Origin of the sequence: Caballeronia sp. Sq4a (assembly GCF_023170545.1) — a bacterium.
In the GTDB taxonomy this organism is placed as follows: Bacteria; Pseudomonadota; Gammaproteobacteria; order Burkholderiales; family Burkholderiaceae; genus Caballeronia.
Genome location: NZ_CP084251.1, coordinates 1069883 through 1085242, shown reverse-complemented (window position 1 = coordinate 1085242; position 15360 = coordinate 1069883). Strand labels below are relative to the sequence as shown.

Here is a 15360-nt window from a genome sequence, read left to right as displayed (position 1 = left end):
GCCGATTCGAAAGCGCGCGCAAAATGCGTTCGATTCGGCGCGCTATTGTCCAGCGTGACCGACGATGCTCAAGAACTGGCTGCCGGCTTCTGCAAGCAAGCCGGAATTATCGATATGCACCACGCGCGCATGACGCGGGAGTTGGAACGCGGGCCTGCGTGCGAGCCGCGCCTCGATCTGCCGCGCGTCTTCGCGTCCGCGCCTCGCAAGCCGCGCGGCCAGCACGGCAGGCGCCGCATCGATATGGACGAAGCATGCGTCCGGATAACGCATCAGCGCCTCAGGCGCGTGCTGCCGCGATCCGTTGACGACGACGGAGATGCCGCGCGCGAGCCACGCATCCAGTTCGATGCCGATGCCATAGCGCAGACCGAGGCTTTCCCAATGCATCGCAAAGAGGCCGTGAGAAAGGCGCGAGGCGAATTCGTCGGGCGTGAGCGCGATATGGTTCTCGCCGTCGGTCATGGCGCGGGTGATGTACCGATGCGCGAACATCACGCGTGCGCCGACGCGTTCGCGTGCGAACGCCAACAGTGAGTCTTTGCCCGCCCCGGAAGGGCCCATGACATAGATCAGCCTTGCGCTTTCCATCTTGCTCATGCGATGTCCTGTGCAATGTTCGCGATCGAGAATCGATTGTAGAGTGCAACTCGCGATGAGAGTATGGATCGCTACGGCCGGCGCATATCGATTCAGTCTGACGAGTCAGCCACCACGTTCATTTCCGGGTAACCCCGCGTTGCGGCACATGGGGCTATTCCGTATTCTCACGCGAAACGCATAGTTCGCTATGTGAATCGCTGTTCGCATAGCGAACATTCATCGTCTCTTTCGGAAGGGAATGAAGTGAGCAGAAGTCCAAACGTGAACGTGCAGACGTTCATCAACGAGCACCCGTTTTCGCCGTTCCAATGGCTCATCTTCGGCATGTGCTTCGTCATCGTGCTGCTCGATGGCTTTGATACGGCCGCGATCGGCTTTATCGCGCCGTCGCTGGTTACCGAGTGGCACATCAGCCGGCCGGCGCTCGCGCCCGTATTGAGCGCGGCGCTTTTCGGCCTCGCCGCGGGCGCGCTGCTGTCCGGGCCCTTGTCCGACCGCCTCGGCCGCCGCGCGATGCTGTTGTCGTCGGTGATCGTCTTCGGCGTCGCGTGCTTTGCGTCGGCGTATTCCGCGAGTCTCGAGCATTTGACGACGCTGCGTTTCATCACCGGTCTGGGCCTCGGCGCGGCCATGCCGAACGCCGTCACGATGATGAGCGAGTTCTGTCCCGACAACCGTCGCGCCACGCTCATCAACCTGATGTTCTGCGGCTTTCCGCTGGGCGCTGCATTCGGCGGCTTCCTCGCGGCATGGATGATCCCGCAGTTCGGCTGGCGCAGCGTGCTGTTCCTCGGCGGCGTCGCGCCGCTCGCGCTTGCCGTGCTGCTCCTCATCACGTTGCCGGAATCGGTGCGCTACATGGTGGCGAAGTCGAAGCCCGTCGAGAAGATTCGCGCGACCCTTGCCCGCATTTCCGACGATGCTCGCCACGCCGGCTCGTTTTTCATGACCGAAGCCGCGCCTGCCGTGCAGGGTCAGAGCGGCATGAGCGTAGTGTTGTCGCGTTCTTATGTGATCGGCTCCATCATGCTGTGGCTCGCGTACTTCATGGGCCTCGTGATCTTCTATGCATCGATCAACTGGATGCCCATTCTGCTCAAGGAATCCGGCTTGAGCCCGCAACGCGCGACGCTGATTTCCGCGCTGTTTCCGCTCGGCGGCGTCGGCGCGGTGCTGCTCGGCGTGCTGATGGACAAGTTCAACGCGAACCGCGTGATTGCAGCATGCTATGCATTGACCGCGGTGAGCGTCTACTGCATCGGACAGGCCGTGGGCAACGTCGGCTTGCTCGTGCTGGTGGTGTTCCTCGCGGGGGTGTTGATGAACACCGCGCAATCGTCGATGCCCGCGCTCGCCGCCGCGTTCTATCCGACGCAAGGGCGCGGCACGGGCGTCGCGTGGATGCTGGGCATCGGGCGCTTCGGCGGCATTGCCGGATCGTTCCTCGTTGCCGAACTCACGCGCCTGCATTTCAGCTTCGGTGGCATCTTCGCGGTGATCGCCGTCGCGGGGCTCGTCTCTGCGGTTGCGCTCCTCATCAAACAGGCCGCTCATCCGCAGCGCGCGGTGAATGCCGATCTCAAGGCTACGGGGCCAGTGGGCCACTGAACTCGTTGTGCGATTCGCGGCGCGTGGTGACGCGCGCCGCGTTGTCATGTCGATGTCACGGTGATGCAGGGTTGTCAGCTTGCGAATCGTCAGACCGTGGCACGCCCCATGCTCCAGACGTCTTGCGACCAGCCGTCGCTCTCATCACTCGACGGCCAGCATGCAGAACAAGCTGCAACTATCGCATTCGCAAACCGCCAACAGGAGTCATTCGACATGAAACGTATCGCTCTCTCCTGCGCCGCCGGCGCATTCGCTCTCGTTTGCGCATCCGCGTTCGCGCAGGACAATCCGCCGAGCTCGGCCACGGGCCTGCAAGCGGGCGACAACGCGCAGACCACCACGCAGGGCTCCGGAATGTCGCACAAGCACTCGCATTCGAAGAAGAAGTCGCACAGTACGCATTCGTCCTCGAACAGCGGCTCGACCGCTGGCCAAAGCGACAGCGCGACGCCGGGCGGCCCCGGCGCGCCGGTCAGCGCAAGCGGCTCGGGGCAGTAAGCGTAAGCATTACGCTCGCATGATGTAAAAACGGGACGCCGATGGCGTCCCGTTTCTTTTGCAGCGCGAGCGAGCGAAGGCTCGGAAAGTCACTTCGCGAATAGCGACGCCATGTTGGCGAAAGCCTTCACCTCCACCGCATTGCCCGACGGGTCGAGGAAGAACATCGTCGCCTGCTCGCCGACTTCGCCCTTGAAGCGAATATGCGGCTCGATGATGAAACGCGTGCCGGCCGCCTTCAGCTTGTCCGCGAGCGCTTCCCACTGCGGGATGGACAGCACCACGCCGAAGTGGCGCACGGGCACGGCGTCGCCATCGACCGCGCTCGTCGACCGATGACCGACTTCGTCCGGCGCAAGGTGCGCCACGATCTGATGCCCGTAGAAATTGAAATCCACCCAGTCTTCCGAACTGCGTCCTTCCGGGCAGCCGAGCAGTTCGCCATAGAACGCGCGCGCATCCGAAAGACTGTGAACGGGAAACGCGAGATGAAACGGCGGCATGGCGTCGTGCGGGGTGTTCATGGTCGAAGGTCCGTGAGGGTTGATCGAGAGAAGCCGCTAGTGTATTCATGAGCGAAATCCATGAAAAACGATAAATTGCGGGTCTGAGCAACAACAAAATCGATCAATCACATGCTGCGCGAATTGAAGACTTTCATGGCGGTCGCCCGCCACGGCACCTTTGCGGGCGCAGGGGCGCATATCGGCTTGACGCAATCGGCGGTGAGCGCGCAAATGCAGCGGCTCGAAGCGCATCTCGGCTTTGCGCTGTTCGATCGCACCGGCCGCTCCGCGACGCTGAACGCCGCGGGGCGCCGCACGCTCGAACTCGCCGATGAACTGATCGCGCTCTATGCGCGTCTTGCCGAACCCGGCGGCGAGGAAGGGCGGGGCGGCACGCTTTCGGTAGGCGCTATCGCATCGGCGCATGCTGCGTTGTTGCCCGATGCCATCGCTTCGTTCCGGCGCGACATGCCGGCGTGGCGCATACGTCTCGTGCCGGGCGTGTCGCTCAATCTGCTCGCACAGGTGGATGCCGCCGAAGCCGACATGGCCGTCATCATTCGCCCGCCGTTTTCATTGCCTGCGGAACTGCGCTGGCGCACGCTGATCGCGGAGCCGTTCGTATTGCTCGCGCCGGCCGCAAAGAAGCGCGCGACATGGCGCGAGTTGATAGAGAGCGAGCCGTTCATTCGATACGACCGGCGTTCGTTCGGCGGCCGGCAAGTGGACGTTTTCCTGCGCAAGAAGCGCATTGCCGTGCGAGAAGCCATCGAGGCCGATGAACTGCATGGCATCGCGCAGCTCGTCGCGCGCGGCATGGGTGTCGCGTTACTGCCGAAGTCCGCGGGCATCGGTGCGTGGCCGCGAGGCACCGTAGCGCACGATCTCGGCGACGATACGTTTCATCGCGAGATCGGTCTCGTCGAGCGGGCGCGGCGCGCCGATCATGACGCAGCGGCGCAGCTTGCCGAATGTATCGCCGAGGCAGCCGCGCACGGCACGGGTTCAGATCGAACTAAGGCGGTTGAACGACCCGCCCGGAAGAAGCGCAGCTAGAGGCACAAGGTGAATCGCGATGAACGCTCGCTACCTGTTGGCAATGACCGCATGGTTCGAACGCGTGGACCCCGGCACGCATCGGCGCATCAAGGGCTTGCGGCTCGTAACGGCGTATGGCCTTGCCGCGGCCATCGGCGCCTTGCACGATGTGACGCGCGACGTGCCCGCAAGCGTGTCGGTCGGCTCGCTCGCCGCGACGTTCGCGCTGTGGGCGAGCGTGTCCGAGGCACGCGCGACGCGGCGTGAATCGAGCCGGGACCTCGCGGTGCTGTGCCTCGCGGCGGCGTGCGGCGCGTTCACCGTTGCATGGCTTGGACCGTGGTTCGACGAGCACGGACGCAGCGGTGCCGAATTCATCCTCGTCTCCGGGGCCTTTTTCGCGGGCTATTTGAAGCGTTTTGGCGTAACGGGCGCTGGCATCGGATCGCAGTTCTATATCGGCCAGGTGGCCGCCTACGTGATGAAGCTCGCGCCGATGGATACGTGGGCAATCGTGGTCGCCCTGCTGATCGCCATGCTCGCGGCCATCGTGCCGCGTCTCTTGAGCGGACCAGCGGAACAATCTGTGGTGCCGCCTGCGCTCGCATCGCAGCCGGTCTACGGCAGACAGGCGGTGTCGCCCGCTTTCGCCATGGGTCTGCAAGCAGCGAGCGGCGCGCTCGTCGTCGCGCTGCTGAATGCGGCGTTCGCGCTCGCCGAATCGGCGTGGGCCATCACGGCATGCGTCTATGTCGTCGCGACGTCCGCGGTGGGAACGGCCGACCGTGTGCGAAGGCGTATCTATGGCACGCTGGTGGGCGTGCCCATCGGAATCATTTGCTTGCCGCTTGCGGAGCATGCGCCGCTTCTCGTCTGGGCGATGGCTGCCATTGCGATGATCGTCTACGCGATGGCGCTGCCGGACCGCTACGACATCGCGTGCGGAGCCTTCGCCTTTGCGCTCGTCGTGACGCTGGCCGCGAGCGGCGTTCATTCGGTGCCGCTACTCGCCGCGCGCGCCTGGGAGACGCTTCTCGGCGGCACCATCGGATTGCTTTGTGCAAGGCTCGTGTTTCCTCTGCGGACCGTTCCACAGCGCGATGCTTGATGGAACGATCGTTCTATACCGGTTTGGTATTGACACTGACACCCGCTGTTTGTAGCGTGTAAGCCATCACATCGTCCGTAAGCCGCTATCCGGTCGGATTCGAAGTCGACACATCGAGCGCGCATGGTCTGTCTGCCACGTCGTTTCCTGGAGGCTGTCATGGATCGTCGCCGCTTTATGTCGTTGTCCATGTTCTATACCGTTGCGGCAGCGTCCGGCACGCTCGCGGCCTGTCATCATTCGAGCGATGACGAAGGCGGCAGCAGCGCGGGCGGCGGCACCACGCCACCGCCTTCGGGCGTGTACGCGTTCGCGCAGGGTGTCGCGAGCGGCGACCCGCGCGATACGTCCATCGTGTTCTGGACACGCTGTGTCGCCAATGCCAGCAGCGCCTCGCAAACGGCAATCGCCCTGACGCTGCAAGTCTCCACGCTTCCCGATTTCTCGCAGCTCGCGGCGAGCGTGCCCCTCAGCGCCATTCCCGACTACGATTTCACGGTGCGAGCCAAGGTCACGGGTCTCAGCGCGAAAACGACCTATTACTACCGCTTCATTGCCGGCAGTGACATCAGCGCGACAGGCACGACACGCACCGCAGCGGCGGCCACGGAATCGCTTGCCCAACTGCGCTTCGCGTGGTTCGTCTGCCAGAACTGGAGCGTGAACCACTGGCAGGCGCTTACGCTGCTCGCCGCGGAAACCGACCTCGATTTCGTCGTGCATCTGGGCGACTATATCTACGAGACCGTCGGTAGTCCGAACGAAAAGAACGCCGCCGAGCCGGCGCATCCACAGATCACCTTGCCCGATGGCGTCGCGATGTCAGGCGGCGGCGTCTATGCGAACACGCTCGCCGATTACCGCACGCTCTATCGCACGTATCGCGGCGACGCGCGCTTGCAGACCGTTCATGCGCGCTTTCCTGTGATCGCCATCTGGGACGATCACGAGTTCTCGGACGATTGCTGGCAAGACCACCAGACATACACCAATGCGAACGTGCAGCAGACAGCGCGACGCCGCAATGCGAATCAGGCGTGGGCGGAATACTTGCCGGTGGATTGGGGCGACGTGTCGTTCGACCTCAACAACGCCAGCTACGACAACATTCGCATTTACCGGGACTTTCACTTCGGCTCGCTGATTCACCTCGTCATGACCGACGAGCGGCTCTATCGCGACGATCATGTGGTCAGCGAAGCGGCTGTCGCGCAGAAGCTGGGACATGATCCGGTGAACGGCAACGATCTTGTCGGCTCGCGGTACGCGGTGCCGCAACAGGTGCTCGCGCAGTTCGAGGCGGCGGATACGCAGCGTCTCGGGCGCATTCCGTCCATGCTCGGCCCGGTGCAGACGCAATGGTGGAAAGACACGCTCAAAGCCTCGACCTCCATCTGGAAAGTATGGGGCAACGAAGTGATGATGAATCGCTTGTGGCTCGACTTGCGTTCGATTGCCCCTGCGCCCGACAACCTCGTGTTCGTGATGGATTGCGACGCATGGGACGGGTATCCATCGCACAAGGCCGATCTCACATCGTTCGTGAAGGCGCAAGGCATCACGAACCTCATCGCCATCACGGGCGATCTTCACGCGTTCCAGGCGGGCATCGTGCGCGATGTGCCCGATCCCGCGACAGGCACGCCGGTGCTCGTCGATCTCATGGCGGCGGGCGTCAGCAGCCGCCCGTTCTTTCAGGATGCGACGAACTATGTAGCCGGGATGCCGCTGGCATCGCTCATCACTTCATCGTCGGCACTGGATGCGTTCATCAGGCAGAACAATCCGGACATGCTGTATGCGGACCACGACGCTATCGGCTATGCATCGGCGACAGTCACGCCCACGCAGTTCGTCGCGATCTACAACAAGGTGAAGGGGCTGAACCCAGACGGCACGGCGCCGCAAAACCCCTTGCAGAAGCGCACGCGTTTGACGATCAATGCGGGCGCCGTGGCGATCGCGGTGGAAGACAACGTCTGATTGATGTGCGCGAAGCGCTTCATTCAGGGCGCTTCCGCCATTCGTATCCGCGCTTCTGGGGGGATTTCATGGTCGAGTCACGCACGTAGACTGCGTGCACATTTCGGAAGGTCGCATGCTGGCAGGGCAGTGCATTGGCCGATGAAGTGGACATCTGAAACCCTCAGGAGTACGACCATGATCAGCAAAGTCACCGGCATTGTTCTCGTCGCGGCCTCGCTTGCCGCGCCTTACGCGCTCGCAAGCGGCTATGGTCCTGCGCCGCACTACAAGCCCGACACCGGCGCGCCCACGTCGCAACAAGGCATGAACACGCAGACCATCGCGGCGGACGAATCCGCTGCGCCGGGAAGCCAGAGCGGAGATGCGAGCGTGTCCAAAGACAAGCAGGACAGCCCGCTCATTCAGGCGCAAGATTGAGACTGAGTGTGCAACGCATCGACGCCGGATCAGGCGTCGATGCCGACGCGTTCCGGCGCGTCGTTCGCGCTGACCGTCCCCACCGCAGGCCGAGCCCGACCGATGTCTACCGCGGGCATGAACAGCATCGAAATGACCGCGCCCAGCGCGATCACGAACATCGACGTGAAGGTGAGATGCAGCGCATGGTGCAGCGCGAAGCGAATCTCCGCGTTGCTCGCGAAGTTGCCGGGCACGGCCGATAACAGGCGCTTCAATTGATCGGCGCTAACGGCCGGCACGCCGCTCGCATGCGCCAGCCCATAGTTCTGCACGGCGCCGAACACGGCTGCGCCGAGCGTGTTCCCGAGATTGCGGGCAAAGAGGTTCGATGCAGTGGCGCTCCCGCGCTCGGACAGCTTGACGATTTCCTGAATCAGGATGAGGCACGACACGCTCAGTATGCCCATGCCGAAGCCCATCACCGCGGAGCCAACGCCGGCCCACACGGGACTCGACTGCGGCGTGAGAAGCACGAACGGAATCGCGCCGAGCGGAATGAACACGGTTCCGCCGATCAACAAGCGGCGCAACCCGATGCGGCTGAAGGTACGCGAAGTGAAGGTGGCGCCGCTGGGCCAGCCGATCATCATCATCGTGAGCGTGAGGCCCGCTTCGACTGGCGAGCGATGCATGACGCCTTGCACGTACATCGGCAGGAACGTGGTCAGGCCCATCAACGCCATGCCCGCGAGCAGCGTCGAGGCGTTGCCCGCCGCGATCGGGCGATGCGCCCATAAGCCGAACGAGATCATCGGATCGGCGGCGCGCTTTTCCTGCATGACGAAGAGCACGCTGGCCACGATGCATATCGCGACTTCCACGCCGACGCGCGCGCTGCTTGCGGTGCTCGCATCGGTGAGCGCCATCATCAGCGAAGCGACGGCGGCCGTGAACAGGAACGCGCCTGCGAGGTCGATTGCCGGACGTTCGTGGCGCTTTTCCTCGTGCAGAAAGAGCACGAATAGCAGCGCGGCGAGCGCGCCGATCGGCAGGTTGATCCAGAAGATCCAGCTCCACGAAAGATGCCGGATGAGCAAGCCGCCGACCATCGGCCCCAACACGGCGGACACGGCCCATACGCTCGCGAGGTACCCTTGCACCTTGCCACGTTCCCGAGCCGGATAGAGATCGCCGACCACCGTCAGCGCAACCGGCAGAATGGCGCCCGCGCCGACGCCCTGTATAAGGCGGAAGACGATCATGGCGGGCATCGACCACGCGAAGCCCGCGAGTATCGACCCGACGAGAAAGATGGCGATGCCGGCGAGTATCGCGGGCTTGCGGCCGTAAAGATCCGCGAGCTTGCCGAATACGACGGTAAGCGCGGTCTGCGTCAGCAGGAACGACGAGAACACCCAGCTATACAGATTGAGGCCGCCGAGCTGCGTGGCGATCTGCGGCATGGCGGTCGAAACGATGGTGGCTTCGATCGCCACCATGGCCATCGAGGCCATCACTGCGGCAATGACGAGGGGACGGACGGTCTGCTTGTGTTGGGGCATGCGGTCGGGATCTGATGAAAGAGGACGCGATCCGCGCCGTGCACGCGCGGTTCGACTCGTCATGGTATCCCGGTGCGCCACGCGCTGCTTGCGCGGTCTTACTTACCGCCTTTGACATGCTCCTTCGTCGCGAGGCAGGGAATTCTTAGCCGCGATTCATGCGTTCGTCAGCACACGATGCCTTTCTTGCAAGGCACTGCCGCGGCGCACCATCCCGTGCTATCTTGTTTCATACGGAATTCATACGGAACGCAGCGTATTCGCTGACGTCCTCTCGTCGAAACGTCCTTCGTGAGCGCCGCCATGAACGATGTGCCTCGTACCCTGAGTGCCCGGGACCGCGTCGAATTGCTCTGCTGGCTGACATGCGGCAGTCTGGGCGCGTTCTATCTGAACGGAGACTGGCCGGCGGCGGCTTTCCACGTGCAGGCCGCGCACAAGTGGCTCGACAGGCATCAGCGGCTCGCGGACTGGCTGACGGTCGCGAAGCTTGCCGCCATTGCGCGCGATCTGGCCGCGCGTCATTGCGCGATACTCGAGGCCGACTGGGCGCGCGATGCCGTCGAGGAGATTCTCGACAGCGAAGACCTCAACTATCAGTCCGATGTGGTCCGGCAGGTCTTCGACGACTGCCGCCGCGCACTCGCGGAAAAGCGCGCGGCAGAGTAGCCGCTGAAGCGTCACTGAGAGGCCGCTGGCGAAAATCACTGTATGAATGTACAGTAAGCCATTTTCGACTTCGGCCCTAAGCGCTCTTGCTTTTGCGCTCGCCTTTCGCCGTCGATGGACGCCTCACTGCCTTCTTCGTTCGCCTCAGAGACGCCGCCGCGCCGTATCGCGCACCTCGACATGGATGCGTTTTTCGCGTCGGTCGAACTGCTGCGCTATCCGGAGTTACGCGGTGAGCCGGTGGTGGTCGGAGGCGGTCGGAACGCCGCGCCCGAGACGATGGCGGACGGCACGCGTCGTTTCAAGCGATTGCGCGACTACGCTGGCCGCGGCGTGGTGACGACCTCCACGTATGAAGCCCGCAAATTCGGCGTGTTCTCCGCAATGGGCATGATGAAAGCGGCCCAGCTCGCGCCCGACGCCATTCTTCTTCCGACGGATTTCGAGTCTTATCGGCATTACTCGCGCCTCTTCAAAGCGGCGATTGCCGGATTCACCACGCAGATCGAGAACCGCGGCATCGACGAGATCTATATCGACGTCACCGACATGCCCGGCGATTCAGCGGACATTGGTCAGCGCATGAAAGACGCGGTGCGCGAAGCGACCGGCCTCACCTGTTCCATCTGCATCGCGCCGAACAAGCTGCTCGCGAAGATCGGCTCGGAACTGGACAAGCCCGACGGTCTCACCATTCTTACGATGAACGACCTGCCCACGCGCATCTGGCCGCTGGCCGCGCGCAAGGTAAATGGCATCGGGCCCAAGGCGAATGACAAGCTCGCGGCGCTCGGCATCGTGACCGTGGGCGATATCGCGGCCGCCGACCTCGGCCTTCTGCAATCGCACTTCGGTCCGACCTATGCGGCGTGGCTCGCGCGCATCGCGCAAGGGCAGGACGAACGGCCTGTCGTCGTGAGTTCCACGCCCAAGTCCATGAGCCGCGAGACCACGTTCGAGCGCGACCTTCATCCCAAACACGACCGCGCCACGCTTTCGGCGGAATTCACGGGCCTCTGCAAGCGCGTGGCGGACGATCTCGCGCGCAAAGGTTACGTGGGGCGCACCGTCGGCATCAAGCTGCGTTTCGACGACTTTCGCACCGTCACGCGCGACTTGACCATTCCAATCGCCACGGCCGATGCATCCGAGATTCGTCGCGCGGCGACCGAGTGCCTCAAACGAATCGTGCTCGACAAAAGACTGCGACTGCTCGGCGTGCGCGTGAGCGCGCTGGAGTCCGCTGACGAAGCCGGCGTTTCCGTCGCGCCGGTACAGGTCGAATTGCCTTTCGACGCAATCGAAGACTGAGCTGTCGCGGTCTTAGCATCACGCCAGATAATCAAATCGCGCATCGTTCGTTGCCGCGCGCGCGTGCCGGGCGTAGATTATTCGTCTGTCCGCCGCTTTCATTACACCGTGACCATTCTTTCGCCGACCCACGACGCTGCCGAGGCCGTCGAGCAACAAATCGTCATTCGTCCCTTTGACGGCCCGCTGGGCGCAGAGGTCATCGGGCTCGACCTGTCGCAGCCCTTGGCCACTGAGGATTTCGCGCGCATTCATCGCGCTCACCTCGACTATCACGTGCTCGTGTTCCGCGAACAGCGCATCACGCCCGCGCAGCAGGTCGCCTTCAGCAAGCGGTTCGGGCCATTGCAGATTCACGTATTGCACCAGTTCGGACTGGCCGGTTATCCCGAAGTGCTCGTGGTGTCGAACATCATCGAGAACGGCAAGCCTATTGGACTCGGCGACGCCGGCCACTTCTGGCATTCGGATCTCTCATACAAAGAGAAGCCGAGCCTCGGCTCGATGCTTCATGCGCAAGAGCTCCCGTCGACAGGCGGCGACACGCTGTTCGCGAATCAGCATCTCGCGTGGGAGACGTTGCCCGCGCATCTGAAGAACGCGGTCGAGGGGCGTTTCGCGGAGCACACGTATCTCGCGAAATATGCGGAGCTGCAAAAGCGCAGTCCGTGGCGTCCGAATCTCACACCGGAGCAGATCGCGCAGGTGAAGCCGGTCGTGCATCCCATCGTGCGCACGCATCCGGAGACGGGTCGTCAGGCGCTCTTCGTGAGCGAGCACTTCACCACGCGCATCGTCGATATGCCGGAAGATGAAAGCCGCGCATTGCTCGACGAAATCTTCACGCACAGCGTGCGGCCCGAATTCGTCTATCGGCATGTTTGGCGCGACCATGACATGGTGTTCTGGGACAACCGCTCGGTCATGCATCTGGCGGCGGGCACGCCGGACGATCAGCGCCGCAAGCTGTATCGGACCACCATCGAAGGCGATGCGCCTTTCTAAGCCGAACCACAAATAGTCCTACAAACACGGGGTTTTTCGATGCATTCTCGAAAAGGGAAGGGCGAGTTGCGCGCGTTTGTCTGCGCGTTGGCGCTTTCGCTCGGTGGCACTTGCAGCGCCTTCGCGGAAGGCACCCTGCGCATTGCGGAGCAATATGGCGTGGTCTATTTGCTCCTGAACGTGGCGCGCGACCAGAAGTTCATCGAGCAGGAAGGCAAGAAGCAGGGCATCGATATCAAGGTGGATTGGGCGAAGCTCTCCGGCGGCGCGAGCATCAACGACGCGCTGCTGTCCGGTTCCGTGGACATTGCAGCGGCAGGCGTCGGTCCGCTCTTGACCATCTGGGACCGCACGCACGGGCGCCAGAACGTGAAGGGCGTCGCTTCGCTCGGCAATCTGCCTTATTACCTCGTATCGAATGATCCGCGCGTGAAGACCATCGCCGACTTCACGGATAAAGACCGTATCGCGTTGCCTGCCGTGGGCGTGTCGGTGCAGTCGCCCATTCTGCAATATGCCGCCGCGAAGCAGTGGGGCGACAAAGAGTTCGATCGCCTCGACAAGCTGACGCAAGCGGTGCCGCATCCGGATGCAGCCGCCGCGATCATCGCGGGCGGCACGGAAATAAACGCGCACTTCGGCAATCCGCCGTTTCAGCAGCAGGAGTTGGCGGGCAACCCGAAGGCGCACATCGTTCTCAGTTCCTACGACGTGCTCGGCGGACCCAGTTCCGCGACGGTGCTCTATGCGACCGAGAAGTTCCGCAACGCGAATCCCAAGACGTATCGCGCGTTCGTCGATGGTTTAGCCGATGCCGCGCGCTTCGTGACGCAGCATCCGAATGAAGCAGCGGACATTTATCTGCGCGTGAATCAGGCCAAGATCGACCGCGCCTTGCTCGTCAAGATCATCACGGACCCTTCGGTGCAGTTCAAGATCGCGCCACAGAACACCTTCGCGCTTGCGCAGTTCATGCATCGCGTGGGCGTCATCAAGAACGAACCGAAGTCGTGGCAAGACTACTTCTTTAGCGACCCCGCCACGCGCGACGGAAGTTGATCGATTCGGGCGAGCGCCTTATCCGCGATCGTGCATTGAATATGCGCATTCATTGGTTAGGCTCTGAAACGCGCGCCGGTATCTTGATGGTTTGCGTTTTTGCACTGCGATCATGGCTGCCAATCCTCATGTGCTGTATCCGGTCGAAAGCAACAAGGCCGTTTTATCGACCACCAAGCTGTTGAGCGCGCGTAATGTCTCGCTGGAATACCGCACGCCGGAGCGTCTCGTGCGCGCGACGCATGACGTGAGCTTCGATGTCTATGGCGCCGACCGCTTCGTGCTGCTGGGACCGTCGGGTTGCGGCAAGTCCACCTTGCTCAAGGCAGTGGCGGGATTCATTCAGCCGGTGGCGGGCAGCATCGAAATCGACGGCGAGCGCGTGCGCGGGCCGGGCGTGGACCGCATTGTTGTGTTTCAGGAGTTCGACCAGCTTCCGCCCTGGAAGACGGTCCTGCAAAACGTGGCTTTTCCGTTGCGCGTCGCGCGCAAGCTGGGCCGCGCAGAAGCGCGTGAACGGGCGCTTCACTATCTCGACAAGGTCGGCCTTGCACATGTGGCCGATGCTTATCCGCATACGCTGTCCGGCGGAATGAAGCAGCGCGTCGCGATTGCGCGAGCGCTTGCCATGCAACCGCGCGTGCTTCTCATGGATGAGCCGTTCGCCGCGCTCGACGCGCTCACGCGCCGCCGCATGCAGGAAGAACTGCTGCGGCTGTGGAGCGATGAACGCTTCACGTTGCTGTTCGTCACGCACTCCATCGAAGAGGCGCTGATCGTCGGGAATCGGATTCTGCTGTTGACGCCGCATCCCGGCCGCGTGCGCGCGGAATTGAACAGTCATCAGTATTCGCAGGAGAGCGTGGGCCGAGGCGACTTTCAACAGAGTGTCGCGCGTATCCATCGTCTGTTGTTCGAAGAGGAGATCGCGCAATGAGCACGCCGCAATTGATCGAACCGCCGGTGCGGCCCGAGTTCGAACGGCATCCGTCGACATTCTCGCCCGCAGCCGATGTAACGCGGCGCGCCGCGACCTTGCCGCTTGCGACGCGTCTTTTCGACCGCGCGTGGCTGCGCAAGTTGCTGATCGCGGTCGCGCTCATGGCGTTATGGGAATGCGTTGCGCGCGTGGTCGATAACGACTTGCTCTTGCCGACCTTCAGCGCGACCTGCGTTGCCTTCGCGCAGGGCATCATTAGCGGCGAGCTGATCGCCAAGACCGCGATCTCGCTGTCCGTGCTGCTGCGCGGTTATCTGCTCGGCGCGGCGCTCGCGTTCGCTCTGACATCACTTGCGGTATCGACACGCATCGGCCGTGACATTCTTTCGATGCTCACCGCGATGTTCAATCCCTTGCCCTCCATTGCGTTGCTGCCGCTCGCGTTGTTGTGGTTCGGGCTCGGCACGGGCAGTCTTCTTTTCGTGCTCGTGCACTCGGTGCTGTGGCCGCTCGCGCTCAATACGTATGCGGGATTCCAGGCGGTGCCGTCGACCCTGCGCATGACCGGCCGCAATTACGGGCTCACGGGCCTGCGGCACGTCGTGCTGATTCTCGTGCCCGCCGCGTTGCCGTCCATTCTCGCCGGCTTACGAGTGGGTTGGGCATTCGCGTGGCGCACGTTGATTGCAGCGGAACTGGTATTCGGCGCGAGTTCGGGCAGGGGCGGACTGGGCTGGTACATCTTCCAGAACCGCAACGAGCTCTATACGGACCGCGTGTTCGCGGGGCTGGCAGCGGTCATCGTGATCGGGCTGGCGGTCGAACATCTGGTCTTCGATACCATCGAACGCGTGACCGTGCGGCGCTGGGGCGTTCAGTCGTAGATTGCAATGGGCTGAATGCGGCGCGGCACACACTGAACGCTCGGGCATCGAGAAGAACTCGCGAATGCCCGAATCGGCTGAAGTTTCTTCCAATCCTCCAAGGTCAACCGTGGCGGCACGCATTGTGCGATGCGTGTACGATCGACGGCGATATGACGCCATGACCGATGGAGACCGCTGG

General features: G+C 62.8%; 15 protein-coding genes. 12 read left to right on the top strand and 3 right to left on the bottom strand.

All coding sequences use genetic code 11. The features are described from left to right. Nucleotides 1-42: 42 nt before the first annotated feature. Complete coding sequence (gene phnN / locus LDZ24_RS18950) at nucleotides 43-600, bottom strand: phosphonate metabolism protein/1,5-bisphosphokinase (PRPP-forming) PhnN (protein WP_248322735.1); 558 nt, start codon at nucleotides 598-600, stop codon at nucleotides 43-45. 246 nt (nucleotides 601-846) lie between these two features. On the opposite strand from phnN, the gene LDZ24_RS18945 reads away from it, so the two are divergent. Beyond that, entirely contained in the window at nucleotides 847-2211 is a 1365-nt protein-coding gene (locus LDZ24_RS18945) for an MFS transporter (protein WP_248322734.1), read from the top strand. A 216-nt stretch (nucleotides 2212-2427) separates the two neighbouring features. Continuing rightward, nucleotides 2428-2712 (top strand): hypothetical protein, encoded by a 285-nt coding sequence (locus LDZ24_RS18940; protein WP_206468832.1) that lies wholly within the window; start codon nucleotides 2428-2430, stop codon nucleotides 2710-2712. A gap of 89 nt (nucleotides 2713-2801) precedes the next feature. Here LDZ24_RS18940 and LDZ24_RS18935 read toward each other — a convergent pair whose 3' ends face one another. After that, nucleotides 2802-3236 carry a VOC family protein gene (locus LDZ24_RS18935; RefSeq protein WP_248322733.1) on the bottom strand — a complete coding sequence of 145 codons (435 nt, stop codon included), beginning with the start codon at nucleotides 3234-3236 and terminating at the stop codon, nucleotides 2802-2804. Between the two features lie 111 nt (nucleotides 3237-3347). Here LDZ24_RS18935 and LDZ24_RS18930 point away from each other — a divergent pair, with 111 nt between their 5' ends. The 4 genes from LDZ24_RS18930 (at nucleotide 3348) to LDZ24_RS18915 (ending at nucleotide 7767) form a co-directional block, all read left to right on the top strand. Then, entirely contained in the window at nucleotides 3348-4274 is a 927-nt protein-coding gene (locus LDZ24_RS18930; protein WP_248322732.1) for a LysR family transcriptional regulator, read from the top strand. 19 nt (nucleotides 4275-4293) lie between these two features. After that, the gene (locus LDZ24_RS18925) at nucleotides 4294-5364 is read left to right on the top strand and encodes an FUSC family protein (protein WP_248322731.1); all 1071 of its coding nucleotides are present in this window, start codon (nucleotides 4294-4296) and stop codon (nucleotides 5362-5364) included. 159 nt (nucleotides 5365-5523) lie between these two features. After that, the gene (locus LDZ24_RS18920; RefSeq protein WP_248322730.1) at nucleotides 5524-7347 is read left to right on the top strand and encodes an alkaline phosphatase; all 1824 of its coding nucleotides are present in this window, start codon (nucleotides 5524-5526) and stop codon (nucleotides 7345-7347) included. Nucleotides 7348-7524: 177 nt separating this feature from the next. Next, complete coding sequence (locus tag LDZ24_RS18915; RefSeq protein WP_248322728.1) at nucleotides 7525-7767, top strand: hypothetical protein; 243 nt, start codon at nucleotides 7525-7527, stop codon at nucleotides 7765-7767. Between the two features lie 29 nt (nucleotides 7768-7796). Here the strand turns inward: LDZ24_RS18915 and LDZ24_RS18910 are convergent, their stop codons facing one another. After that, complete coding sequence (locus tag LDZ24_RS18910) at nucleotides 7797-9374, bottom strand: MDR family MFS transporter (RefSeq protein ID WP_256465398.1); 1578 nt, start codon at nucleotides 9372-9374, stop codon at nucleotides 7797-7799. 240 nt (nucleotides 9375-9614) lie between these two features. On the opposite strand from LDZ24_RS18910, the gene LDZ24_RS18905 reads away from it, so the two are divergent. The 6 genes from LDZ24_RS18905 (at nucleotide 9615) to LDZ24_RS18880 (ending at nucleotide 15179) form a co-directional block, all read left to right on the top strand. Continuing rightward, complete coding sequence (locus LDZ24_RS18905; RefSeq protein ID WP_248322725.1) at nucleotides 9615-9980, top strand: hypothetical protein; 366 nt, start codon at nucleotides 9615-9617, stop codon at nucleotides 9978-9980. 114 nt (nucleotides 9981-10094) lie between these two features. Next, nucleotides 10095-11291: a DNA polymerase IV gene (gene dinB / locus LDZ24_RS18900; RefSeq protein ID WP_256465397.1), complete on the top strand. Its 1197-nt coding sequence runs from the start codon at nucleotides 10095-10097 to the stop codon at nucleotides 11289-11291. 114 nt (nucleotides 11292-11405) lie between these two features. Continuing rightward, entirely contained in the window at nucleotides 11406-12296 is an 891-nt protein-coding gene (locus tag LDZ24_RS18895; RefSeq protein WP_248323348.1) for a TauD/TfdA family dioxygenase, read from the top strand. Nucleotides 12297-12335: 39 nt separating this feature from the next. Then, nucleotides 12336-13355 carry an ABC transporter substrate-binding protein gene (locus tag LDZ24_RS18890; protein WP_248322722.1) on the top strand — a complete coding sequence of 340 codons (1020 nt, stop codon included), beginning with the start codon at nucleotides 12336-12338 and terminating at the stop codon, nucleotides 13353-13355. Nucleotides 13356-13467: 112 nt separating this feature from the next. After that, nucleotides 13468-14292 carry an ABC transporter ATP-binding protein gene (locus LDZ24_RS18885; protein WP_175940683.1) on the top strand — a complete coding sequence of 275 codons (825 nt, stop codon included), beginning with the start codon at nucleotides 13468-13470 and terminating at the stop codon, nucleotides 14290-14292. Beyond that, nucleotides 14289-15179 (top strand): ABC transporter permease, encoded by an 891-nt coding sequence (locus LDZ24_RS18880; RefSeq protein WP_248322721.1) that lies wholly within the window; start codon nucleotides 14289-14291, stop codon nucleotides 15177-15179. The genes LDZ24_RS18885 and LDZ24_RS18880 overlap by 4 nt, the downstream gene beginning before the upstream one ends. Nucleotides 15180-15360: the final 181 nt, after the last annotated feature.